The organism is Helicobacter pylori HUP-B14 (assembly GCF_000259235.1).
Taxonomy (GTDB): domain Bacteria; phylum Campylobacterota; class Campylobacteria; order Campylobacterales; family Helicobacteraceae; genus Helicobacter; species Helicobacter pylori_CU.
The window spans coordinates 1,077,702-1,100,971 of the sequence record NC_017733.1; the positions used below are offsets into that span (position 1 = coordinate 1,077,702).

At 39.8% G+C, this 23,270-nt stretch carries 21 protein-coding genes and 2 tRNA genes; 15 read left to right on the top strand and 8 right to left on the bottom strand.

The window, feature by feature from the left end; genetic code table 11:
• Positions 1-11: 11 nt before the first annotated feature.
• The 4 genes from HPB14_RS05125 (at position 12) to HPB14_RS05140 (ending at position 2,923) form a co-directional block, all read left to right on the top strand.
• Positions 12-88 (top strand) — tRNA-Ile (locus HPB14_RS05125).
• A gap of 15 nt (positions 89-103) precedes the next feature.
• Positions 104-179 (top strand) — tRNA-Ala (locus tag HPB14_RS05130).
• 438 nt (positions 180-617) lie between these two features.
• The gene (locus HPB14_RS05135) at positions 618-2,153 is read left to right on the top strand and encodes a hypothetical protein (protein ID WP_000714300.1); all 1,536 of its coding nucleotides are present in this window, start codon (positions 618-620) and stop codon (positions 2,151-2,153) included.
• A gap of 17 nt (positions 2,154-2,170) precedes the next feature.
• Positions 2,171-2,923: an SDR family oxidoreductase gene (locus HPB14_RS05140; RefSeq protein ID WP_000940216.1), complete on the top strand. Its 753-nt coding sequence runs from the start codon at positions 2,171-2,173 to the stop codon at positions 2,921-2,923.
• A gap of 216 nt (positions 2,924-3,139) precedes the next feature.
• On the opposite strand, the gene hcpC is transcribed toward HPB14_RS05140, so the two are convergent.
• The 3 genes from hcpC to edd all read right to left on the bottom strand — a co-directional run bounded on the left by hcpC (position 3,140) and on the right by edd (position 6,553).
• Positions 3,140-4,012 (bottom strand): Sel1-like repeat protein HcpC, encoded by an 873-nt coding sequence (gene hcpC, locus HPB14_RS05145; protein WP_000892747.1) that lies wholly within the window; start codon positions 4,010-4,012, stop codon positions 3,140-3,142.
• 69 nt (positions 4,013-4,081) lie between these two features.
• Complete coding sequence (locus tag HPB14_RS05150; RefSeq protein WP_001152748.1) at positions 4,082-4,708, bottom strand: bifunctional 4-hydroxy-2-oxoglutarate aldolase/2-dehydro-3-deoxy-phosphogluconate aldolase; 627 nt, start codon at positions 4,706-4,708, stop codon at positions 4,082-4,084.
• Between the two features lie 18 nt (positions 4,709-4,726).
• Positions 4,727-6,553: a phosphogluconate dehydratase gene (gene edd / locus HPB14_RS05155; protein ID WP_001124067.1), complete on the bottom strand. Its 1,827-nt coding sequence runs from the start codon at positions 6,551-6,553 to the stop codon at positions 4,727-4,729.
• A gap of 65 nt (positions 6,554-6,618) precedes the next feature.
• Here edd and HPB14_RS05160 point away from each other — a divergent pair, with 65 nt between their 5' ends.
• The 4 genes from HPB14_RS05160 to HPB14_RS05175 all read left to right on the top strand — a co-directional run bounded on the left by HPB14_RS05160 (position 6,619) and on the right by HPB14_RS05175 (position 10,804).
• Positions 6,619-7,896: a glucose-6-phosphate dehydrogenase gene (locus HPB14_RS05160; RefSeq protein WP_000883552.1), complete on the top strand. Its 1,278-nt coding sequence runs from the start codon at positions 6,619-6,621 to the stop codon at positions 7,894-7,896.
• A gap of 11 nt (positions 7,897-7,907) precedes the next feature.
• Complete coding sequence (gene pgl / locus HPB14_RS05165; protein ID WP_000542221.1) at positions 7,908-8,591, top strand: 6-phosphogluconolactonase; 684 nt, start codon at positions 7,908-7,910, stop codon at positions 8,589-8,591.
• The gene (locus tag HPB14_RS05170) at positions 8,578-9,588 is read left to right on the top strand and encodes a glucokinase (protein ID WP_001126890.1); all 1,011 of its coding nucleotides are present in this window, start codon (positions 8,578-8,580) and stop codon (positions 9,586-9,588) included. Before pgl ends, HPB14_RS05170 begins: the two co-directional genes overlap by 14 nt.
• Positions 9,589-9,757: 169 nt before the next feature.
• The gene (locus tag HPB14_RS05175) at positions 9,758-10,804 is read left to right on the top strand and encodes an NAD(P)-dependent alcohol dehydrogenase (protein ID WP_001265805.1); all 1,047 of its coding nucleotides are present in this window, start codon (positions 9,758-9,760) and stop codon (positions 10,802-10,804) included.
• 9 nt (positions 10,805-10,813) lie between these two features.
• Here HPB14_RS05175 and HPB14_RS05180 read toward each other — a convergent pair whose 3' ends face one another.
• Together HPB14_RS05180 and HPB14_RS05185 are read right to left on the bottom strand one after the other, a co-directional pair.
• A complete protein-coding gene (locus HPB14_RS05180) occupies positions 10,814-11,980 on the bottom strand; it encodes a glycosyltransferase (protein WP_000199665.1) in 1,167 nt (388 codons plus the stop codon).
• A 135-nt stretch (positions 11,981-12,115) separates the two neighbouring features.
• Complete coding sequence (locus HPB14_RS05185; protein ID WP_000199664.1) at positions 12,116-13,312, bottom strand: glycosyltransferase family 8 protein; 1,197 nt, start codon at positions 13,310-13,312, stop codon at positions 12,116-12,118.
• 189 nt (positions 13,313-13,501) lie between these two features.
• Here HPB14_RS05185 and HPB14_RS05190 point away from each other — a divergent pair, with 189 nt between their 5' ends.
• Positions 13,502-14,809: a hypothetical protein gene (locus HPB14_RS05190; RefSeq protein WP_000576604.1), complete on the top strand. Its 1,308-nt coding sequence runs from the start codon at positions 13,502-13,504 to the stop codon at positions 14,807-14,809.
• Positions 14,810-14,815: 6 nt separating this feature from the next.
• Here HPB14_RS05190 and HPB14_RS05195 read toward each other — a convergent pair whose 3' ends face one another.
• Together HPB14_RS05195 and HPB14_RS08175 are read right to left on the bottom strand one after the other, a co-directional pair.
• The gene (locus HPB14_RS05195; protein WP_014658505.1) at positions 14,816-15,478 is read right to left on the bottom strand and encodes an outer membrane protein; all 663 of its coding nucleotides are present in this window, start codon (positions 15,476-15,478) and stop codon (positions 14,816-14,818) included.
• Between the two features lie 91 nt (positions 15,479-15,569).
• Positions 15,570-15,731 carry a hypothetical protein gene (locus tag HPB14_RS08175; RefSeq protein ID WP_154079637.1) on the bottom strand — a complete coding sequence of 54 codons (162 nt, stop codon included), beginning with the start codon at positions 15,729-15,731 and terminating at the stop codon, positions 15,570-15,572.
• A 34-nt stretch (positions 15,732-15,765) separates the two neighbouring features.
• On the opposite strand from HPB14_RS08175, the gene HPB14_RS05200 reads away from it, so the two are divergent.
• The 6 genes from HPB14_RS05200 (at position 15,766) to HPB14_RS05225 (ending at position 21,254) form a co-directional block, all read left to right on the top strand.
• Positions 15,766-16,326 (top strand): pyruvate flavodoxin oxidoreductase subunit gamma, encoded by a 561-nt coding sequence (locus tag HPB14_RS05200; protein WP_000486466.1) that lies wholly within the window; start codon positions 15,766-15,768, stop codon positions 16,324-16,326.
• A gap of 15 nt (positions 16,327-16,341) precedes the next feature.
• A complete protein-coding gene (locus HPB14_RS05205; protein ID WP_000656166.1) occupies positions 16,342-16,734 on the top strand; it encodes a 4Fe-4S dicluster-binding protein in 393 nt (130 codons plus the stop codon).
• Positions 16,735-16,743: 9 nt separating this feature from the next.
• Entirely contained in the window at positions 16,744-17,967 is a 1,224-nt protein-coding gene (locus HPB14_RS05210) for a 2-oxoacid:ferredoxin oxidoreductase subunit alpha (RefSeq protein ID WP_001129851.1), read from the top strand.
• 12 nt (positions 17,968-17,979) lie between these two features.
• Positions 17,980-18,924: a thiamine pyrophosphate-dependent enzyme gene (locus HPB14_RS05215; protein ID WP_000238146.1), complete on the top strand. Its 945-nt coding sequence runs from the start codon at positions 17,980-17,982 to the stop codon at positions 18,922-18,924.
• Between the two features lie 108 nt (positions 18,925-19,032).
• Positions 19,033-20,355, top strand: a complete 1,323-nt coding sequence (gene purB, locus HPB14_RS05220; RefSeq protein WP_000893849.1) for an adenylosuccinate lyase — start codon at positions 19,033-19,035, stop codon at positions 20,353-20,355.
• Between the two features lie 65 nt (positions 20,356-20,420).
• A complete protein-coding gene (locus HPB14_RS05225) occupies positions 20,421-21,254 on the top strand; it encodes an outer membrane protein (RefSeq protein WP_000816922.1) in 834 nt (277 codons plus the stop codon).
• Here the strand turns inward: HPB14_RS05225 and uvrB are convergent.
• Positions 21,251-23,227 carry an excinuclease ABC subunit UvrB gene (gene uvrB / locus HPB14_RS05230; protein ID WP_014658506.1) on the bottom strand — a complete coding sequence of 659 codons (1,977 nt, stop codon included), beginning with the start codon at positions 23,225-23,227 and terminating at the stop codon, positions 21,251-21,253. The genes HPB14_RS05225 and uvrB overlap by 4 nt on opposite strands.
• Positions 23,228-23,270: the final 43 nt, after the last annotated feature.

Here is a 23,270-nt window from a genome sequence, read left to right on the forward strand (position 1 = left end):
TTGGCTTTTAAGGGCTTATAGCTCAGGTGGTTAGAGCGCACCCCTGATAAGGGTGAGGTCGGAGGTTCAACTCCTCCTAAGCCCACCATTTTTTACCATCTTTGGGGAATTAGCTCAGCTGGGAGAGCGCCTGCTTTGCACGCAGGAGGTCAGCGGTTCGATCCCGCTATTCTCCACCATTGTTTTCTCCTTAATTTTTTCTTTTTATCAGTCGTGTCTTGGTTGAGAAATCCTAAACGATTGGATCGTCTTTGTTTAACGCCGCAAGTCTTTTAACTCAAAGCTCCTTGATGGAATATTAAATTGGATTGAGATTTTTAGATTTTTTGTTTGCTTTGTTCTTTATATTGTGCAAAATCTCTTTTGCTTTATAATCTTTCGCTTTCTATCTTTGGCGGCTTTATCGGCTTATATTTGTTCTAGGGGGCTTAAAATTTTAGGGTTTTGGGTTTTTCAATGATTGTAAGCGTGTTGTTACTAAATTGTGGGTTTTGAGCGCTTCATTCTTTCTTTATTGGCTCAATTCAAGCCTTTCGTTAGAGCGTGGAAAAAATGTTAGAAACCCTTACAAAACAAGCTAATATATTCTATTCAATTTATTTCAAGGACAAACAAACATGAAAAAATTTCTTTATACCCTACTCGTGCTTCTTTTAATCGGCCTTTTAACAACCTATCTTATCCTTTTTACAGAATGGGGGAATAAGATCATCGCTTCGTATATAGAGAAAAAAATCAACCCGAACGAGCGTTATTTGAGCGTTAAAACCTTTAAATTGAGATTCAACTCTTTAGATTTTAAAGCTCAAGCCAACGATGATTCCACGCTCATTCTTAAAGGGGATTTCTCACTTTTAAAGCAAAGCGTAAATTTGAATTACCATATAGATATTAAAAATTTACGCTCTTTCAAAGAATGGATACCCTACCCTTTAAGGGGGGCTATTGTTACTTCTGGGAACATTAAAGGGCATAGAAAAGCCCTTGTGATTCAAGGCGTCTCTGATGTCGCTCAATCCCACACTGCCTACAACGCCCTTTTAAATGATTTCAAGCTTTCTCACTTAAGCTTGAACGCAAAAGACGCCAATTTAGAAGATTTGCTTTATTTACTCAACCGCCCCGCTTATGCGAACGCAAAAGTGTCCTTACAAGCGGATTTTAACTCTCTAAAGCCTTTAGAAGGGCATTTGATCCTAACAGCTAATGACGCTTTAATCAATAACGCCCTAATCAATCAAATCTTTCATTTAAACCTTAAAGACACGCTTATCTTCAACCTCTCGCACTCAAGCGATTTTAAAGAAAACAAAGCCATCAGCGATACCACCCTAACTAGTCCTTTAGCCAATTTCACAGCCCTAAAAAGCGAATATTCTTTCCCTACTTTAAAACTCAACGCCCCCTACACTTTAGAAATACCCAATCTAGCCAAACTCCAAAACATGATTAACCACCCCTTAAAAGGGAGCTTGACTTTAAACGGCAATATAGAGCAAAGCCCCAAACTTTTAAAAGTCAGCGGCCATTCAAATTTACTAGACGGCGCACTGGATTTCACGCTTTTAAATAAAGATTTGAAAGCCCGTTTTTCCAATATTTCCACTTTAAAAGCCCTAGATTTATTCCATTACCCTAAATTTTTCCAATCCGTTGCAGACGCTAACTTGGATTATGATCTTATCGCTAAGCAAGGCGTATTGAAAGCCCGCCTAAAAAACGCAAGATTCCTCAAAAATGCATTCAGCGATTTCCTCTACTCCATTTCTAAATTTGATATTACTAAAGAAATCTATAACGATACCAATCTGGTAAGCCAAATCAACCAGCAACGCCTACTCTCTGATTTGAGTTTAAAAAGCCCCAAAACCCAATTGAAAATCCATAACGGCTTGTTGGATTTAAACACCAAGCAAATTGACATGCTCATGGATGCGGAAATTTTAAAATTCGTTTTTAAAATGAAACTTCAAGGTAACATGCACCAGCCAAAATTTTCCCTCATTTTAAATGAGAAAGCCATCCAACAAAACCTGCAACAAGGCTTGAAAGAAATCTTAAAAAATGACACCCTTAAAAAAGGTTTAGATCATTTGCTTAAAGATGATAAGCTCAAAGAAAAGCTTGAAAAAGGGCTTAAGGGGCTTTTTTAAAATTTTAAAGGATAGAAATGGCGCACATTTTAGTTAGCGGGGCGACTTCAGGGTTTGGGCTAGAAATCGCTAAGGCGTTTTTACAAAAAAACCATGTGGTTTTTGGCACAGGGAGGCGAAAAGAGAATTTGCAAAAATTACAACTCGCTTACCCTAAGCGTTTCATTCCCTTGTGTTTTGATCTTCAAAACAAGCTTGAAACTAAGCGAGCGGTAGAGACTATTTTTTCCATGACGGATCGCATTGACGCTTTAATCAATAACGCCGGCTTAGCGCTAGGCTTGAACAAGGCTTATGAATGCGAGTTAGACGACTGGGAAATCATGATAGACACGAATATCAAGGGGTTGTTGCATCTCACCCGTTTGATCTTGCCCTCTATGATAGAGCATGACCAAGGGACTATCATCAACCTTGGCTCTATCGCTGGCACTTACCCCTATCCTGGCGGGAATGTCTATGGAGCGAGCAAGGCGTTTGTGAAGCAATTTTCTTTAAATTTGCGAGCGGATTTGGCTGGCACTAATATCAGAGTGAGCAATGTTGAACCCGGTTTGTGCGGCGAAACCGAATTCAGCATGGTGCGTTTTAAGGGCGATAAAATCAAAGCCCAATCCGTCTATGAAAACACCCTTTACCTCAAGCCACAAGATATTGCTAACATCGTGCTATGGATTTACGAACAACCCTCGCATGTCAATATCAACTGCATAGAAATCATGCCCACAAGCCAAACTTTCGCTCCCCTACCCACCCATAAAAACCCTTAAGGGGTTTAAAAATAAAGGCTTTGTTTTGGTTAAATACTTAAGGTTTTTTAAACTTTAACGACTCTTTAAGTTTTAAAAAAAAAAGAATTTTGGTTGCTTTATTTTAAACTCATTATCTTAAGGGGATAAGGGGTATTTTGAAATAATCCTCCCCTAAAATCCCCCTAACCCAAGAAGACCGCTTTTTTAAAGCCGTTTGATCAAGCCTTATTCAAACTAAACTTTGATTTTAAGCTGCTTGAGAATATCGCATGCCCCTTTAGCGCCTAATTTACAGCCTTTTTTAAAGTTTTCTATGGCTTGCTTTTCATTCCTTGTTACGCCTTCGCCATTGTATTGCATAGCCCCTAAATTGAAACACCCTCCGCCATTTTCCAATTCGCATGCTTTAGAATAACGAGCGAGAGCCTCTTTAAAATTCTTCGCCACGCCTTCGCCATGATGATACATATTCCCTGCGTTAAAGCACCCTGGGCTGTCTTTTAAATCGCAAGCTTTGTCATACGAAGCGAGTGCTTTTTTCAAATCTTTAGGCGTGCCTCTGCCTGCATCATACAAGCTCCCTAATATCGTGCAACCATCGCCATCGTTTAAATCGCACGCTTTAGTGAAATACTCCACCGCTTTTTTAAAATCCCTAGTTACCACTTTACCATCATGATAAATCCCCCCTAAGCTCGCGCACCCTTCAGCGTATTTCAAATCGCACGCTTTAGAGTAGTATTGTAAGGCTTTGTTGGTGTTTTGGGACACGCCTTGCCCGCTATAATATAAATTCCCTAGCAAATGACACCCATTGCTGTAATTTAAATCGCAAGCCTTAGCGTAAAAGGAGGCGGCTTTTTTCAAATTCTTTTCTACCCCCTGCCCTTGATAATAAAGCACCCCCAAATTAAAACACCCGCTATTTTCTTTCAGATCGCAAGCTTTTTCAAAATATTTCTTCGCTTGAGTGAAATCTTTCTCTTTGTAGCTCTTTGCACCCAAACCCACAAGCTCTTTAGGGTCTTGCTCTGCCATTAACCCCCCTAAACACAACGCTCCCAAGCACAAAACCCTAAAAAGGGATTTTTTGACATTTTCTAACATGATGTATCTCCTTATCAAAAATTTTATTATAGTGTTATTAAGCAAATACAAAATGCCATGATCTTTTTGTTATCTTAAAGCTAACGCTCGCTTGCAAATTTCTGTGATCTTATCCCACTCTTTGTTTTGAATTAAATCTTTAGGGGTAAGCCAACTCCCCCCCACGCATAAAACATTTTCTAAATTCAAATAAGAACGCATGTTATCTGCGCTAATCCCCCCAGTGGGGCAAAATTTCACCCCTTTAAAAGGGCCGTTAAAAGCGTTTAAAAGCTTAACGCCCCCACAATACTCTGCCGGGAAAAATTTCAAAGCGTTATAACCCAATTCTAAGGCTTGCATGACTTCACTACTGCTAGAAACCCCAGGTATTAAAGGCATGCCTTTTTTCTTTGCGTGTTCTAAAAGCTTTATCGTAAGACCCGGGCTAATCAAAAACTCTGCCCCCCTATTTTGAGCTTGCTCTAATTGAGTAAGATTTAAAATCGTGCCAGCGCCCACGCGCATTTTTGGCACATTCTTAGCGATAAGCTCTATGGCTTCTAAAGCGCAACTGGAGCGCAAAGTAACTTCTATGATTGGAATACCCCCCTCTATCAGGCTTTGCGCTAAAGGCACAGCGTCTTTTATATTCTCAATCACCACCACAGGGACAATGGGGCTGATTTGTAAAATCTCTATTATTTTATCTTGCATTTTATCTCCTTTATATTTTTATACCTTTATGCCAAAACTCATGCCACCCTCTTCAGCGGTATTGGCATTCAATCTCAAGCTTGTAAATAATTCCCTACCCAGCCCAAAAGTAGGCTTTTCTAAATTTTCTAAGGTTTCTAAAAACAAGGGGTTGATGCCTCTATCTTCAAAATCCTTTTCAAGCACATTCAAGGCGTTATTAGGAGCGTCTAATTCTATCAAATCGCCATCTTTAATCTTAATGATCGCCCCGTTTAACGCTCCCTCAGGGCTTAAATGGATCGCGCTAGGCACTTTCCCGCTCGCCCCGCTCATGCGCCCATCCGTAACGAGTGCGACCTTATAACCCATATCCTGCAAAGCCCCTAAATTCGTGGTGAGTTTATGCAATTCTGGCATGCCGTTAGACTTAGGCCCTTGGAAAGGCAAGACGGCCACAAAGTCCCTTTCTAATTCTTTATTTTTAAAGCGTTCTAAAAATTCGCTTTGGGTTTTAAAAACAATCGCTCTGGCCTTGACTTTCCTGTGCTCATCTTTAATGGCTGAGATTTTAATCACGGCCCTCCCTAAATTACCCTTTAAGATTTTAAGCCCCCCATTAGCGGCAAAAGGCTCGCTAACAGGGCGTAAAATATCCGTATTCAGGCTATGATTGATGGCGTCTTTATACACCAATTGGTCGTTTTCTAAAAAGGGGGTTTTGGTGTAATTTTGCATGCCTTTTTGCGTTTCTGTATCCATAATGGTATGCGTGTCTTCAAATAAAAGCCCCTCTTTTAACAATTCTTTGATCACAAACGCTAAACCCCCACAGGCTTCAAAAGCGTTCACATCCGCTGATCCGTTAGGATAGACTTTAGCTAAAAGGGGTATGAGATTAGAAACAGCGTCAAAATCGTCCCAATTGAGAATCACCCCACAAGATCTAGCGATAGCGATCAAATGCAAAGTGTGGTTGGTAGAACCTCCGGTTGCCATTAAGCCTATAAGAGCGTTAAGAATGCTTTTTTCATCAATGAGTTTGGCTAAAGGCAGAATTTTCCCGCTCGCTAATCTTTTGGCGCTCTCTTCTACTAAAACCTTTCGTAAGGGGTTGTTAGGGTTGATAAAACTAGAGTTAGCCACATGCAACCCCATAAACTCCATCATCATTTGATTGGAATTAGCCGTGCCATAAAAAGTGCAAGTGCCCACATCATGATAGCTTTGCATTTCCACTTTTAAAAGCTCTTCTCTGTTGATTTTTCCCATTGCAAAATCCTGGCGCGCTTTGGCTTTTTTATAATTTTCTATCCCGCTCACCATAGGCCCGCTTGGCACAAACACGCTCGCTAAATTCCCAAAGCTTAACGCTCCTATAAGCAAGCCTGGCACGATTTTATCGCACACGCCCAAAAAAAACGCCCCATCAAAAACATTATGGCTTAACCCCACGGCGGTGCTTAAAGCGATCACATCTCTACTGAATAAGCTCAATTCCATGCCATCATAACCCTGCGTGATACCATCACACATCGCTGGCACCCCACTAGCGACGCTCGCATAAGCGTTATGCTCTTGCAATTCTTTTTTAATCCAGTCAGGGTAATTTTTAAAAGGTTGGTGGGCTGAAAGCATGTCGTTATAAGCGGTGATAATCGCAAAATGCTTTCTTTTATGCGAACCTAAAGGCATCTTTAAATGCTCTGGCATGCTCGCCGTAACATGCGCAATATTCGCACAACCCAAGCTCTCAATCTTGGGCTGGTTTTTAGGGTTAAAGATATTTTCTAAATAAAGCTCTCTGGTTTTTTTGCTACGCTCTGTAATTTTTTCTTTGATTTGTTCTAAAGAATGCTTAGGCATGAACACCCCTTCAATTAAGATTTAATATATAATAATAACTCAAAAACACTCTAAAAGGGTTATTGATGTTAGATTTTGATTTGGTTCTTTTTGGCGCGACTGGGGATTTAGCCATGCGAAAGCTCTTTGTTTCGCTCTATGAAATTTATAGTCATTATGGTTTTAAAAAAGATTCTAGAATTATCGCATCAGGGCGTAAGGAGCTATCCAATGAAGAGTTTTTAGCGCTTCTTTGTGAAAAGACACAACTGCATTCAAGAGAAAAGGGTGAGGAATTTTTAGCCCATATCAGTTATTTGCGCGTCCGTTTGGATAACCCTAAAGACTTTGGAGAATTGAGTAAAATCGCTACAAAAAATAAACCCTTGATTTTCTACTTTTCTATCTCCCCTAGTTTTTTTGCAATGACCGCTCAACATTTAGCCCAAAACGCACTCAATCACACTAACACTCGCTTGATTTTAGAAAAGCCTTTAGGGCATGATTTAAAGACTTGTAAAGAGATTTTCCAAAGCATTAGCGCTTTTTTTAAAGAAGAACAAATTTTTAGAATCGATCATTATTTAGGGAAAAAGGGCGTTCAAAATATCCTTGAATTGCGCTTAAATAACCCTATCTTAAACATTTTATGGGATCAAATCAGCACGGTTGAAATCTGCGTGTATGAGACTTTAGGGGTGGAAGAAAGAGGCGAATTTTACGATAAAATTGGGGCTTTAAGGGATATGGTTCAAAACCATCTCTTGCAAGTTTTATCCCTTATCGCTACAGATTTACCCAACGATTTAAAGGATTTGAGGAAAGAAAAAATCAAGGTTTTAAAAACCTTACAACCCCCTAAAGATTTCAAAAAACAGGTTATTCGGGCCCAATATCAAGGCTATAGAGATGAAAATAAGGTTCATAAAGAGAGCCAGACAGAGACTTTTGTCGCTATTAAAGCCTTTTTGGATACGCCTAAATTTAAAGGCGTGCCTTTCTACCTTAAGCACGCTAAAAAAATGCCCCGCAATCAAGCGAGCGTGAAAATCCATTTTAACGCAATCAATACGCTAGAATTTTTCCTCTCTCAAGATAAAATCACCCTCACCCTAAAAGATCATCAAAACCCCCTTATTTTAGAAACCCACAACAAACAAGAATTTTTACAGCCCTACGCTAAATTGCTCTATGATGCGATACAAAATAACCACAACAATTTCGCCCACCAGTTGGAATTAGAAGCGTCATGGGTTTTTATTGACACGCTCATAGAAGGTTTTATGAATAACGCCACGCCCTTATATTCCTATGAAAGCCACAATCTCAACGAATCAGAATTTTTAAAACCACTCTATCAGTAAAAGGGATTTTCATGGGTTATCAATTATTTGAATTTGAAAATTTGAAAGATTGCCACAAGGCTTTAACAGAGCGTTTTAAAGAATTTTTTAACAACGCCTTAAAAAAGCACCATCAAGTTTCTATCGCTTTTTCTGGAGGCCGTTCGCCCATTAGCTTGTTGCAAAAATTGAGCGTTTTAGATCTCAAATGGCATGAGTGTGTAGTCAGTTTGGTAGATGAACGCATTATAGACACAAGCCACAAGGATAGCAACACCAAATTATTGCATGATTACTTGTTGCAAAATAACGCCTTAAAAGCTTCTTTCATCCCGCTTTTGCCCAAAAAGATTTCTAGCGATACAAATGCGCTTTTTCATTTTGCTAACCAGCATTTCAAACAGCCCCATTTAGCCATTTTGGGCATGGGGACTGACGGGCATACGGCTAGCCTTTTTCCCGAAACGAGCACTTTTTTAAACGAAGAAAAAGAAAATATCGTCTTGACTAAGCCAATTAACGCTCCTTATGAGCGCCTGAGCATGTCTGTTAACGCCTTAGAAAATTGCGAAAAACTTTTCTTAAGCGTTAGTGGAGTAGAAAAAAGGGAGGTTTTAGAAAAAGCTTTAAAAGAAAACGCCCCCTATTCTCTGCCGATTGCTCGGATTTTACATTCTCAAAAAGTTACCACGGAGGTGTTTTATGCCAAAAACTGAAACTTACCCAAGACTCTTAGCCGATATTGGCGGCACGAACGCGCGCTTTGGTTTGGAAGTCGCCCCACGACAGATTGAATGCATTGAAGTCTTGCGGTGCGAAGATTTTGAGAGCTTGAGCGATGCGGTGCGATTTTACCTTTCTAAATGCAAAGAAAGCCTTAAACTGCACCCTATTTATGGCTCTTTTGCTGTGGCTACACCCATTATGGGGGATTTTGTCCAAATGACTAACAACCACTGGACTTTTTCTATTGAAACGACACGGCAATGTTTGACTTTAAAAAAATTGCTTGTCATCAATGATTTTGTCGCACAAGCCTATGCCATTAGCGCGATGCAAGAAAACGATCTGGCTCAAATAGGCGGGATTAAGTGCGAAATCAACGCCCCTAAAGCGATTTTAGGGCCAGGAACCGGGCTTGGGGTAAGCACTCTTATCCAAAACAGCGATGGCTCTTTAAAAGTCTTGCCCGGTGAAGGGGGGCATGTGAGCTTTGCCCCTTTTGATGATTTAGAAATTTTAGTGTGGCAATACGCCCGCTCTAAATTCAACCATGTGAGCGCGGAAAGGTTTTTGAGCGGGAGCGGTCTGGTGTTGATTTATGAAGCCCTGTCTAAACGCAAAGGCTTAGAAAAAGTGGCGAAGTTAAGCAAGGCTGAATTGACCCCACAAATCATTAGCGAACGCGCTTTGAACGGGGATTACCCTATATGCCGATTGACCTTGGACACTTTTTGCTCCATGTTAGGCACGCTCGCTGCTGATGTGGCTCTCACTTTGGGGGCTAGGGGGGGCGTGTATTTGTGTGGGGGGATTATCCCACGATTCATTGATTATTTTAAAACTTCGCCCTTTAGAGCGCGTTTTGAAACGAAAGGGCGCATGGGGGCGTTTCTCGCTTCCATCCCAGTGCATGTCGTGATGAAAAAAACTCCCGGACTTGATGGGGCAGGCATTGCGTTAGAAAATTATTTACTGCATGATAGAATTTAGCAAATAGTGACGCTTTAAGATAAAAGCGATTAGTACAATGGGTGCGTTTGAGCGCGCCAAACAACGATACCATATAACCAAAAACTATAAAATTAGTTAAACCTATAAAAACATAAGCAAACCATAAAAACGATACAATAGCGGTATTTTAATCAAACAAGGAGTTTTAATGAGAGTTCCATCTAAAGGTTTTGCTATTTTTTCTAAAGACGGGCATTTCAAGCCCCATGATTTTAGCCGCCATGCTGTAGGCCCTAAAGATGTGTTGATTGACATTCTTTATGCAGGGATTTGCCATAGCGATGTTCATAGTGCTTATAGCGAATGGAGAGAAGGCATTTACCCTATGGTTCCTGGGCATGAAATTGCTGGGGTCATCAAAGAAGTGGGTAAGGAAGTTAAGAAATTTAAGGTTGGCGATGTGGTGGGCGTGGGCTGTTTTGTCAATTCATGCAAGGCATGTAAGCCATGTAAAGAACACCAAGAGCAATTTTGTGCCAAAGTGGTATTTACTTATAATTGTTTGGATTCTTTCCATGGCAACGAACCCCACATGGGCGGTTACTCTAATAATATTGTCGTGGATGAAAACTATGTGATTAGCGTGGATAAAAACGCTCCTTTAGAAAAAGTAGCCCCCTTGCTTTGCGCGGGCATCACCACTTATTCGCCCTTAAAATTTTCTAAGGTTACTAAAGGCACAAAAGTTGGCGTCGCTGGGTTTGGTGGGCTAGGAGGCATGGCGGTTAAATACGCTGTGGCTATGGGGGCTGAAGTGAGCGTTTTTGCAAGAAACGAACACAAAAAGCAAGACGCTTTGAGCATGGGGGTTAAACATTTCTACACTGACCCTAAACAATGCAAAGAAGAATTGGATTTTATCATTTCAACCATTCCTACCCATTATGATTTAAAAGACTACCTCAAGCTCTTAACTTATAATGGCGATCTAGCCCTTGTGGGACTCCCCCCTGTAGAAGTCGCCCCAGCGCTTAGCGTTTTTGATTTTATCTATTTAAGCAATCGCAAGGTTTATGGCTCATTGATTGGGGGCATTAAAGAAACCCAAGAGATGATGGATTTTTCTATCAAACACAATATTTACCCTGAAGTGGATTTGATTTTAGGCAAGGATATTGACACGGCTTATCACAACCTAACCCATGGGAAAGCGAAATTCCGCTATGTGATTGACATGAAAAAATCGTTTGATTAAAAATTGACTTTAGCTCTTTTTTAAGAGCTTGAGTTGGATTAGGATTTTTTTCACCAGTGCATGGAGTTTTAAAATTTTAAGGGTTTTACTAATAAGGCTCTTGAGCGGTATTGAAATGCAGTATTTGAATAGTCTTCGCCTTGCGTTTTGGGGAATCTCATGAATGTGTAAAAAATAATGTTTTAAAAACGTCTTAAAAGCGTCATGGGCAATCTGTTCTTCTGCTTTCCATAAAGGAAAGTAGTAATGATAAGCGGCAATGCTATGGTAGTGGTGCCATTTTTCTCCACCTATCTCCCCACCCCCTGTGATCAAATAAGACCAATCGCTCATAAATGGGGTTTTAGCCAAAGCGTTCAGCCATAAATCCGCTTTTAAACCAAAAGGATAGTCCCAAGGCTTGATTTGAAAATAAGGATGAGAGTCGTATTGTATAACGATAGGTTCTCTTAGGGCTTGTTTAATGGTGTTATGATAAATTGCATTGGCCACGCCCTTTAAATGCTCTTCAGAAAGACTATAATAGTGTGGGAAAATGCAATACTCTATTTTTAATGGCGCGATCTTTGAACGACAAAATTCTGTCAATTGCGGTTCTTTATCTATTTTTTGCGCGCGTATGATTTCTAATATTTTTTTACAAAATTGATTTTTTCGCTGGTAAGTTAAGTTGCAATAAAAAAAGCCTTCATACGGGTATATTTTGTCATAAACCCCATAAAAATAATTCTCATCATTTTCTTTAATGCTTAAGAAATCAGCGCTAAATTCATTGCAAAAGATAACATCCACATCGCTCCACACCATTTTAGAATATTTGGGGAATAAATCCGCTAGAAAATACTTCACTAACACCATTTTAGAAAAACGCTTAGTGAAATCCTCATCAAAAGGGTTAGGGATAGTGTCTAAAAAAGGTTCAATATCTTTTACTTCTAAAACAGCAAATTCTTTAAAAGGCTCTGTGATTTGATTAAGTTTTGCTTTATCTTCTTCATTCAAGCCTACCACTAAAGCGTGTAGGGTGTAACGGATTTTTTTATTGGCTTTAGCGATGCTTTCTAGCAAGGAATAAAGACACGCGCCCGCAGGAATGAGGTAATTCTTATCAAAAGCAAAAGCGATAGGAATATGAAAATCTTGTTCTTTAAAAGAATGATTTGAAGCTGAAGTCATAAAAAATTAAACACCCTTTTTTAATGGCTATTTTATCCAAAAAAAAAAAAACCGAACTTGAAAGGGTTCTGTTCTTTGGTTTTTATGCTGTTTTTAAAGCAAATTAATTTAAAGAAAGGTTTTAACCCCTTTACTCTAGCCCTTTCTTAAAAGCTTGAGTTTGATTAGGATTTTTTTAACAATCCCATGAAGCCCTAAAACTCTAAGGATCTTACTAACCACCCTTTTAGCTAACGCTTTAGGCATCAAAAACACAAAATAAATAAGCTTATTGAAAAATTTTTTCACTAAATTACAAGTTAATTCAAAAACTCTTGAATGGATTTTCCTTTCTTTAAACACAACAAACAGATACGATTTGAAAAACAAATACGGAGCCTTAAAAACAATTTCTTTTGAAGACTTTACTGAAGAAAAATAGTGCTGCTCAGCCATTTTTGTGGTATAAAAGCTCTCATTGGTGTGCATTTTTTTAGTGTAATCGCTCATAAATGGGGTTTTAGCCAAAGCGTTCAGCCATAAATCCGCTTTTAAACCAAAAGGATAGTCCCAAGGCTTCACCGCCCCCCACCAAGCGTCATAGTGGATAATGGTAGGGTTTTCTCGCGCCTCTAAAATGGTTTTCTTGTAATTCTCGTTTAAATACGCGTTAGAAAAATCTTTAATGGTGTAATAATAAGGGAAAACGCAATATTCAATCCCTAAAGCTTTCATGTTAGGCCAACACCATTTCGTAAAATCCAACTCCCCTTTAGCCTCATTCCCCTTTAAAAGATCATGCATTCTTAAGGTGAAATTTTTCTTGCGTTGGTAATCTAAATTACAAAACAAAAACCCTTCCATCATGTGGTGCTTTTCAACTTCTAAAACCCCATAAAAATAATTCTCATCATTTTCTTTAATGCTTAAGAAATCAGCGCTAAATTCATTGCAAAAGATAACATCCACATCGCTCCACACCATTTTAGAATATTTGGGGAATAAATCCGCTAGAAAATACTTCACTAACACCATTTTAGAAAAACGCTTAGTGAAATCCTCATCAAAAGGGTTAGGGATAGTGTCTAAAAAAGGTTCAATATCTTTTACTTCTAAAACAGCAAATTCTTTAAAAGGCTCTGTGATTTGATTAAGTTTTGCTTTATCTTCTTCATTCAAGCCTACCACTAAAGCGTGTAGGGTGTAACGGATTTTTTTATTGGCTTTAGCGATGCTTTCTAGCAAGGAATAAAGACACGCGCCCGCAGGAATGAGGTAATTCTTATCAAAAGCAAAAGCGATAGGAATATGAAAATCTTGTTCTTTAAAAGAATGATTTGAAGCTGAAGTCATAAAAAATTAAACACCCTTTTTTAATGGCTATTTTATCCAAAAAAAAAAAAACCGAACTTGAAAGGGTTCTGTTCTTTGGTTTTTATGCTGTTTTTAAAGCAAATTAATTTAAAATCGTATCTTGTCTTTAAGTGCCGCCATTTTAAATGCTGCAATTTTAAAAGATGATGAAAGGGGCTGTGTTTTAGTTTGATTTTCTTAAAAAAATCTCTTTATGCGTTGTTAATTTCAAGTTTTTCAATACCACCCTTAATGAAAGCGGCTAGTTTTGTCTATGATTTGAAGTTTATGAGCTTTAATTTCAATTTAGTGGCCCCAAATAACAACCCCTATTGGAATAGCCTAACCAAAATGCAAGGTCGTCTCATGCCTCAAATCGGCGTCCAATTAGACAAAAGACAGGCCTTGATGTTTGGAGCATGGTTCATTCAAAATTTACACACGCATTATAGCTACTTCCCTTATTCATGGGGGGTTACGATGTATTACCAATACATAGGGAAAAATTTGAGATTTTTTTTAGGCATTGTGCCGCGAAGCTATCAAATAGGGCATTACCCTTTAAGCGCTTTTAAAAAACTTTTTTGGTTTATAGATCCTACTTTTAGGGGAGGAGCGTTTCAATTCAAACCGGCTTATGATCCTAACCGCTGGTGGAATGGGTGGTTTGAGGGCGTTGTGGATTGGTATGGGGGGCGCAATTGGAACAACCAGCCCAAAAAGAAAAATTACGATTTTGATCAATTCTTGTATTTTGTTTCTTCAGAATTTCAGTTTCTTAAAGGGTATTTAGGTTTGGGGGGACAGCTTGTCATTTTCCATAACGCCAGCCATCATAGCATGGGAGATAACTACCCTTACGGCGGTAATTCTTACTTAAAACCAGGCGATGTAACCCCGCAATGGCCTAATGGCTACCCCTATTTCAGTCAAAAAAATAACCCACAAGGCGGAGAAACAGGGAAATACTCTAACCCTACCATTTTAGACAGGGTCTATTACCACGCTTATTTAAAAGCGGATTTTAAAAATCTCATGCCTTATATGGACAATATTTTCATGACTTTTGGCACGCAGTCGTCTCAAACCCATTATTGCGTGCGTTATGCTAGCGAGTGCAAAAACGCTCAATTTTATAACAGCTTTGGGGGGGAATTTTACGCCCAAGCGCAATACAAAGGCTTTGGGATTTTTAACAGATACTATTTTTCCAACAAACCCCAAATGCACTTTTACGCCACTTATGGCCAATCCCTTTATACCGGATTGCCATGGTATAGAGCCCCTAATTTTGACATGATAGGGCTTTATTATGTCTATAAAAATAAATGGATAAGCGTGCGAGCGGATGCGTTTTTTAACTTTTTAGGTGGGGGCGATGGGTATCATTTGTATGGCAAGGGGGGTAAGTGGTTTGTGATGTATCAGCAATTTTTAACCCTAACCATAGACACAAGAGAGTTGATTGATTTTGTCAAATCTAAAATCCCTAAATAACTATATCTAAAAATTATAGATATAATTGAAATAAGCTACCGGTAAGCGGTGCCATAAAGTAGTCGCGCTCAAGCCATCAACGATTTCGGTTCTTTTGTTAGGAATGACAGGGAATTTCAACCCGAAAGTGATTTCATTGTGTAAAAAGCCAAAACGAAAACCCACTTTCACAAGCAATTGGAAAAGCGAATTTTCTTTGCCTAAATTTTGAGCGATAATCCCATGCATAGCCCCTCCTGGCATGTAAGTCGCCCCAGCGATGCCTAAGCCAAACTCTAACCCTAAAAACATCTTTGGCGAATTGAAAGCGTCCCACAAACCGCTAAATTCTAAACCATAGGTAGAAATATAGGATTTGTGAGAAGAAAAAGTCTGATCATAAAACAACCCGTAACGGAAACCCACATGCTCTACAGCTTGCGTTTTAGCCACAAATTTCCCCCCTAACACCACACCAAAGCCATTGCCGGTCATGAAATACGATTTATCTATAGAACTGGTGCTAAAAGATGTGTTGATCGCGCTAAGCTGATACCCAACCCCTAAATAAAAGGTATTCCTGTCCGCAAATTTAGGTTTTTTTGATTTTTCATCAAGCTCTGCCTCTGCGGCTTGAAGCGATGATAATAACGCCATGCCCATTAATATTTTAATTGTTGTTTTATTCATAACCCAATTCCTCTTGTTATCCTGCCCCACACTTGCCCTAATAGACTAAGATCAAATCACGCCCTAATAATAACAAAGTTTAAAATAAATATTAGTGGTTTTGATTAAGAACGCCTATCTTTTTAGAATAAATAGCCATAAAATAGCCATAATTCTTGTGGGTATGCCCCCATTTTCCTATAAAAATTCCTAAAAAGATATTGTTATAAGACACATTAATGGTTTTTCTTGTATAATTTTGAGCTAAGTTCAATTTATTTTATACGATATTAAGGAGACATATTACCATGTTTCAAATTAGATGGCATGCGCGAGCTGGTCAAGGCGCTATCACCGGTGCTAAAGGGTTGGCTGATGTGATTTCAAAAACAGGCAAAGAAGTGCAAGCGTTCGCTTCCTATGGTTCAGCTAAAAGGGGGGCTGCTATGATGGCTTATAACCGCGTTGATGATGAGCCTATTTTAAACCATGAACGCTTCATGCAACCGGATTATGTGCTGGTGATTGACCCTGGTTTGGTTTTCATTGAAAACATTTTCGCTAATGAAAAAGAAGACACGACCTATATCATCACTAGCTATCTTAACAAAGAAGAATTGTTTGAAAAAAAACCTGAATTAAAAACCCGTAAGGTGTTTTTAGTGGATTGTTTAAAAATCTCTATGGAAACCTTAAAACGCCCCATCCCCAACACGCCCATGCTAGGGGCGTTAATGAAAGTGTCTGGCATGCTTGAAATTGAGGCTTTTAAAGAAGCTTTTAAGAAAGTTTTAGGCAAAAAACTCACGCAAGAAGTCATTGACGCTAACATGCTCGCTATCCAAAGAGCTTATGAAGAAGTTCAATAACATTAAGGATTAAAGATGAAAGATTGGAATGAATTTGAAATGGGGGCGGTGCTCTTCCCTTTTGAAAAAAACGCACAAAGCGAAATGGAAAAACACAATGATGAGCGCCATTACACCGATCAAAGCTACTTCACCACTTCAGTGGCTCATTGGCGCGTGGCTAAGCCTGTGCATAACAATAATATTTGCATCAATTGCTTTAATTGTTGGGTTTATTGCCCAGACGCTGCCATTCTTTCAAGAGAGGGCAAGTTAAAGGGCGTGGATTATTCTCATTGTAAAGGCTGTGGCGTGTGCGTGGATGTCTGCCCCACCAACCCTAAATCGCTATGGATGTTTGAAGAACAAATTGAGCCCGCTACCGCTCTCACTCAATGGCCGCAAAAACAAGAAAAGAAAAAATCATAAGGAAAAAATATGGCAAAAAGTATTGAATTGCAAGAGATAGAAGTGTGGGATGGCAATACCGCTAGCTCTAACGCTTTAAGACAGGCTCAAATTGATGTCATCGCAGCCTATCCTATCACCCCATCAACGCCCATTGTGCAGAATTATGGCTCGTTTAAGGATAATGGCTATATTGATGGCGAATTTGTTTTAGTGGAATCTGAGCATGCCGCCATGAGCGCATGCGTGGGAGCGGCTGCAGCTGGAGGGAGAGTCAGCACTGCGACTAGCTCTCAAGGTTTGGCGTTAATGGTAGAGGTTTTATACCAGGCTTCTGGCATGCGTTTGCCTATCGTTTTGAATTTAGTCAATCGCGCTCTAGCAGCCCCTTTAAATATCCATGGCGATCATTCTGATATGTATTTAAGTAGGGATTCTGGCTGGGTAAGTTTATGCACATGCAACCCTCAAGAAGCTTACGATTTCACTTTAATGGCGTTTAGAATCGCAGAACACCAAAAGGTGCGCGTGCCTACTATCGTCAATCAAGATGGTTTTTTATGCTCGCACACCGTGCAAAATGTCCGCCCTTTGAGCGATGCAGTGGCTTATCAATTCGTAGGCGAATACCAAACCAAGCATTCCCTTTTGGATTTTGATAAACCGGTAAGCTATGGCGCGCAAGCTGAAGAAGAATGGCATTATGAGCATAAAGCCCAACTCCACCATGCTATCATGAGCGCGTCTTCTGTGATTGAAGAAGTGTTCAATGATTTCGCTAAACTCACAGGCAGGCAATACCATTTGACTAAAACTTTCCAGCTAGAAGACGCTGAAATCGCTATCTTTGCGTTAGGCACTACTTATGAATCAGCGATCGTAGCGGCTAAAGAAATGCGTAAAAAAGGCATTAAGGCCGGCGTGGCTACCATCCATTCTCTGCGCCCTTTCCCTTATGAAAGATTGGGGCAGGATTTGAAAAATCTTAAGGCTCTAGCGATTTTAGATAAAAGCTCCCCAGCGGGCGCTATGGGGGCGATGTTTAATGAAGTAACGAGCGCGGTGTATCAAACGCAAGGGACTAAACACCCTGTGGTGTCTAACTACATTTATGGTTTAGGCGAAAGGGATATGACGATCGCGCATTTATGCGAGATTTTTGAAGAAATCAATGAAGACGCTCTTAAAGGCACGCTCACGCACCCTACCCAACAATTCGTAGGTTTGCATGGCCCTAAAATGAGCTTTTTTTAAAAAGGAAATATCATGGTAAAAGAAGTCAAAACACTCAAAGGTTTTAGCCAAAGCGCTGAGAAATTTCAAGGCTCGCACTTGCTTTGCCCGGGTTGTGGGCATGGCATTATTGTGCGCGAAGTTTTAAACGCTGTAGATGGGCCTATTGTTTTAGGCAATTCTACCGGTTGTTTAGAGGTATGCTCGGCGGTGTATCCGCACACTTCATGGGATGTGCCTTGGATTCATATTGGTTTTGAAAATGGCTCTACGGCGATTTCAGGGGTGGAAGCGATGTATAAGGCTTTAGTGAATAAGGGCCGCTATCAAGGTCAAAAGCCAAAATTTGTGGCGTTTGGGGGCGATGGAGCTAGTTATGATATTGGTTTTCAATTCATCAGCGGTTGCATGGAAAGAGGGCATGACATGACTTACATTTGCCTAGATAATGAAAACTACGCCAATACCGGCGGTCAAAGAAGTGGTTCTACGCCATTAGGGGCTAGCACTTCTACCACGCCAGCAGGATCGGTTAGCTTTGGTAAAAAAGAAAAGAAAAAAGACATCGTCAATATCATGGCAAGCCATGGGGTCCCTTATGTGGCGCAACTCTCGCCCAATAAATGGAAAGACATGAATAAAAAGATTAAAACCGCGCTAGACACTGAAGGGCCTTGCTTTATCAACGCTCTTAGCCCATGCACGACTGAATGGAAATTTGAATCCAATAAAACCATTGAATTAGCGGATATGGCTGTGGATAGTTTGATGTTCCCCTTATTTGAAATCTTTAATGGCAGGGAATTGAAAATCACTTACCGCCCCAGAAATATCATTCCTGTAAGGGATTATTTAGCGGCTCAAAAGCGTTTCAAACACCTTTTCAAAAAAGAAAACGAACACATCATTGAAGAATTGCAAAAAGATGTGAATGATCGTTGGGAATACTTGCAACGCAGAGAAGAAGCTAAAGTATAACCCTTCCATTAAATCAAGGGGCTTTTTTGCACCTTGTGCGATTTTCCCCTTGATTCTTTAAACCCCTTTAAAGTAACATAAATCCCATTTTGATTGTAAGGATTGTCGGTGTTAGAACGCTATGCGAATGAAGAAATGAAAGCCCTATGGAATGAGCAAACCAAGTTTGAAACCTATTTAGAAGTGGAAAAAGCTGTCGTTAGAGCGTGGAACAAGCTTGGACAAATCCAAGATAGCGATTGTGAAAAAATCTGTGCGAAAGCGGCATTCAATCTTGAACGCATCAAAGAAATTGAAAAAACCACTAAGCATGATTTAATCGCTTTCACTACTTGCGTGGCTGAAAGCTTGGGCGAAGAATCCCGCTTCTTTCATTATGGGATCACTTCTAGCGATTGCATTGATACGGCTATGGCGTTATTGATGACCAAAAGCTTAAAACTCATTCAAAAAGGCGTTCAAAATCTTTATGAAACCCTTAAAAATAGGGCTTTAGAGCATAAAGACACGCTGATGGTGGGCAGAAGCCATGGGGTGTTTGGCGAACCCATTACTTTTGGCTTAGTGTTAGCCCTTTTTGCTGATGAAATCAAACGGCATTTAAAAGCCTTGGATTTAACGATGGAATTTATCAGCGTGGGAGCGATCAGTGGGGCTATGGGGAATTTCGCGCACGCCCCTTTAGAATTAGAAGAATTAGCGTGCGAATTTTTAGGCTTAAAAACCGCCAATATCAGCAATCAAGTCATTCAAAGAGACCGCTACGCTAGGCTTGCATGCGATCTGGCTCTTTTAGCGAGCAGTTGTGAAAAAATCGCTGTCAATATCCGCCATTTGCAACGCAGTGAAGTCTATGAAGTGGAAGAAGCTTTTTCAACAGGGCAAAAAGGAAGCTCTGCAATGCCCCATAAAAGAAACCCCATCTTGAGCGAGAATATCACCGGGCTTTGCAGGGTGATTCGCTCTTTTACGACCCCTATGTTAGAAAATGTCGCCTTATGGCATGAAAGAGACATGAGCCATAGCTCTGTGGAGCGTTTTGCCTTGCCCGATCTGTTTATCACGAGCGATTTTATGCTCAGCCGCCTAAATGGCGTGATTGAAAATCTGGTGGTTTATCCTAAAAACATGCTTAAAAATTTAGCTTTGAGTGGGGGGCTAGTCTTTTCGCAACGGGTGTTATTGGAATTGCCTAAAAAAGGTTTGAGCCGAGAAGAAAGCTATTCTATCGTGCAAGAAAATGCGATGAAAATATGGGAGGTTTTGCAACAAGGCGCTTTTAAAAACGCTGATGAAAATTTGTTTTTAAACGCCCTACTCAACGATGAACGCTTGAAAAAATATTTGAGCGAGGACGAAATCAAAGCATGTTTTGATTACAGCTATTACACTAAAAATGTGGGGGCGATTTTTAAAAGGGTGTTTGGATAAGGCGCGTTTTTACAAAAACAAAACTATAAAATAAGCGCTAAAAAATTGAAGTTTTAAGGGGTTTTTTGAAACGAGCGTTATACTTAATTTTAGGGCTTTTTTGCGCGCTTAATGCAAAGGGTTTTAAAGATGTTTTGACTAAAGGGGATTACACTTTTTTTAATAAGAAGGTAGTTTCGCCCATCAAACGCTATGCGGATAGATCAGCGTTTTATTTGGGGCTTGGGTATCAGTTAGGGAGCATTCAGCACAACTACAGCAACTTGAATTTATCCCAACAATTCAATAAGAGCCAAATCATTTTTAGCGATGGCTTAAGCCCTGTTTTTAAAAATTCGTATATGTCTAACGGCCTTGGCGTGCAAGTGGGCTATAAATGGGTGGGTAAGCATGAAGAAACGAAGTGGTTTGGATTTAGGTGGGGATTATTTTATGATTTGAGCGCTTCTCTTTATGGCCAAAAAGAATCGCAGTCTATCATCATTTCCACTTACGGCACTTATATGGATTTATTGCTTAACGCTTATAATGGGGATAAGTTTTTTGCTGGGTTCAATCTGGGGATCGCTTTTGCTGGAGTGTATGACAAATTGAGCGATGCGTTATTGTATCAAGCCCTTCTTTTAGACACTTTTGGCGGGAAAGTGGATCCAAATGGTTTCCAATTTTTGGTAAATTTAGGGGTTCGTTTGGGGAATAAGCGCAACCAATTTGGCTTTGGGATTAAAGTCCCTACTTATTATTTTAACCATTATTATTCCATGAATAACATTAGCAATAATAGTGGAGATGTTCTCAAAGTTTTACGATTTTTAGAATACGGGATCAACAGCTTGTTATACCAAGTTGATTTCAGGCGCAATTACTCGGTTTATTTCAACTACACTTATAGTTTTTAAAGCGTTCTTAATTGAGCGATTTCGTCTCTCAAACGCATCGCTTCTTCAAAATCCAAATTTTTCGCGCATTCTCGCATTTTTTTATCCAATTCTTTAATGATTTTTTCCCTTTCACTTTTAGGCATTTTGTCCTTTTTTAAGGCTTTAGCGATTCTAATCTCATCGTCTCTTAATTTCAATTCCTCTTCTAAAGTGCGAGTAACGGTTTTAGGGGTAATATTATGGATTTTATTGAACTCTTCTTGTTTGGCGCGCCTGTAACTAGTGATCTCAAAGGCTTTTTGCATGCTTTGAGTGATCTTTTTAGCGTATAATAAAACCTTGCCATTAGCGTTTCTAGCGGCTCGCCCCATGGTTTGAATGAGGCTTGTTTCGCTCCTTAAAAACCCTTCTTTATCCGCATCCATGATCGCTACTAAAGAGACTTCAGGCAAATCCAACCCCTCTCTTAAAAGATTGATCCCTATTAAAATGTCAAATTCTTTAAGCCTTAAAGAGCGGATAATGTGGTTCCTTTCAATCGCATCAATTTCACTATGCATGTAACGCACTTTCAAGCCCCATTCAGCATAATATTTGCACAATTCTTCTGCCATTTTTTTAGTGAGCGTGGTGATGAGCACCCTTTCATCTCTGGCCACCACTGACTTGATTTCATCAAACAAATCCTGGACTTGCTTATCACTGTCTCGCACTTCAAATTTGGGGTCTAAAAGCCCTGTAGGGCGAATGATTTGCTCAGCGACATTCTTTTGAGAAAGCTCTAATTCTAGCTTATTGGGCGTAGCGGACACAAAAAGGAACTGGCAATTTTTATGGATAAATTCATCAAATTTTAAAGGGCGGTTGTCTAAAGTGCTAGGCAATCTAAAACCATATTCCACTAAAACGCTTTTCCTGCTCATATCCCCTGCATACATCCCCCCAAATTGCGGCAAACTCACATGGCTTTCATCTACAATGACTAAAAACTCCCGCTCAAAAATCCCTAAATAATCAAACAAACAAAAGGGCGTTTCGTTAGGGGCTTTGCCTGTAAAATGGCGCGCGTAATTTTCAATGCCCTTACACACACCGGTTGCGCTAATCATTTCTAAATCATGCTCGGTGCGTTGTTTGAGGCGGTTGTATTCAAGCATTTTATCCTGCTCTTTAAAAAATTTCAATCTTAAAGCGAGTTCATCTTCAATGCTTTTAATGGCTAAATTCAACCTCTCACTCCCTACGGCAAACTGACTGGCCGCATAAAGCATGACAGAATCCAAGCGCTTGATTTCATTTCTTTCTAAAGCGTCAAAGACCGCAATCCTTTCTATCTCATCGCCAAAAAATTCAATCCTAATAAATTCAGCGTCATTATAAGCGGGGAAAATATCCACGCATTCTCCGGTCGCTCTAAAGCTCCCCCTATCAAACACCACTTCATTACGGCTATAACCCATTTCCACTAGCTTGAGTAAAAAGCTCTTGTAAGCGCGCTTCTCGCCCACTTTGATTTTTTCCATGACTTTTAAATATTCTTCAGGGTTACCCAAACCATAATTAGCCGAAACGCTCGCTATCACGATCACATCATCATAACCTAAAAGCGAGGTGGTCGCACTCAATCTCAAACGCTCCAAATCATCGTTAATAGAGCTGTCTTTTTCAATGAATAAATCCCTCCTAGGGATATAGCTTTCAGGCTGGTAGTAATCAAAGTGGGAGATAAAATACTCCACCCTATTATGCGGGAAAAACGCCTTAAACTCGCTATAAAGCTGCGCGCATAAGGTCTTATTATGGCTCATGATCAAAGCGGGTTTATTGGTTTGAGCGATGATATTGGCCATCGTATAAGTCTTACCGCTTCCTGTAACCCCCACTAAAGTTTGATAATGGTTGTTATTTTTCAAGCTTTTCGTTAAGGCTTCTATGGCTTGGGGCTGATCGCCTGCTGGTGGGTAAGGGCTTTTTAAATCAAATAAAGGCATCTTTAAAACTCGCATTTTTTAGGGGTATTATAGTGGTTTTTTA

Bases quoted from the DNA above. Each gene is read 5' to 3' on its own strand.
- HPB14_RS05185 (WP_000199664.1), bottom strand. From the start codon at position 13,312: ATGACTTCAGCTTCAAATCATTCTTTTAAAGAACAAGATTTTCATATT.
- HPB14_RS05180 (WP_000199665.1), bottom strand. From the start codon at position 11,980: ATGACTTCAGCTTCAAATCATTCTTTTAAAGAACAAGATTTTCATATT.
- HPB14_RS05195 (WP_014658505.1), bottom strand. From the start codon at position 15,478: ATGAATAAAACAACAATTAAAATATTAATGGGCATGGCGTTATTATCA.
- pgl (WP_000542221.1), top strand. From the start codon at position 7,908: ATGGGTTATCAATTATTTGAATTTGAAAATTTGAAAGATTGCCACAAG.
- HPB14_RS05200 (WP_000486466.1), top strand. From the start codon at position 15,766: ATGTTTCAAATTAGATGGCATGCGCGAGCTGGTCAAGGCGCTATCACC.
- hcpC (WP_000892747.1), bottom strand. From the start codon at position 4,012: ATGTTAGAAAATGTCAAAAAATCCCTTTTTAGGGTTTTGTGCTTGGGA.
- HPB14_RS05215 (WP_000238146.1), top strand. From the start codon at position 17,980: ATGGTAAAAGAAGTCAAAACACTCAAAGGTTTTAGCCAAAGCGCTGAG.
- edd (WP_001124067.1), bottom strand. From the start codon at position 6,553: ATGCCTAAGCATTCTTTAGAACAAATCAAAGAAAAAATTACAGAGCGT.
- uvrB (WP_014658506.1), bottom strand. From the start codon at position 23,227: ATGCCTTTATTTGATTTAAAAAGCCCTTACCCACCAGCAGGCGATCAG.
- HPB14_RS05210 (WP_001129851.1), top strand. From the start codon at position 16,744: ATGGCAAAAAGTATTGAATTGCAAGAGATAGAAGTGTGGGATGGCAAT.
- HPB14_RS05170 (WP_001126890.1), top strand. From the start codon at position 8,578: ATGCCAAAAACTGAAACTTACCCAAGACTCTTAGCCGATATTGGCGGC.
- HPB14_RS05205 (WP_000656166.1), top strand. From the start codon at position 16,342: ATGAAAGATTGGAATGAATTTGAAATGGGGGCGGTGCTCTTCCCTTTT.
- HPB14_RS05140 (WP_000940216.1), top strand. From the start codon at position 2,171: ATGGCGCACATTTTAGTTAGCGGGGCGACTTCAGGGTTTGGGCTAGAA.
- HPB14_RS05135 (WP_000714300.1), top strand. From the start codon at position 618: ATGAAAAAATTTCTTTATACCCTACTCGTGCTTCTTTTAATCGGCCTT.
- HPB14_RS05175 (WP_001265805.1), top strand. From the start codon at position 9,758: ATGAGAGTTCCATCTAAAGGTTTTGCTATTTTTTCTAAAGACGGGCAT.
- HPB14_RS05160 (WP_000883552.1), top strand. From the start codon at position 6,619: ATGTTAGATTTTGATTTGGTTCTTTTTGGCGCGACTGGGGATTTAGCC.
- HPB14_RS05150 (WP_001152748.1), bottom strand. From the start codon at position 4,708: ATGCAAGATAAAATAATAGAGATTTTACAAATCAGCCCCATTGTCCCT.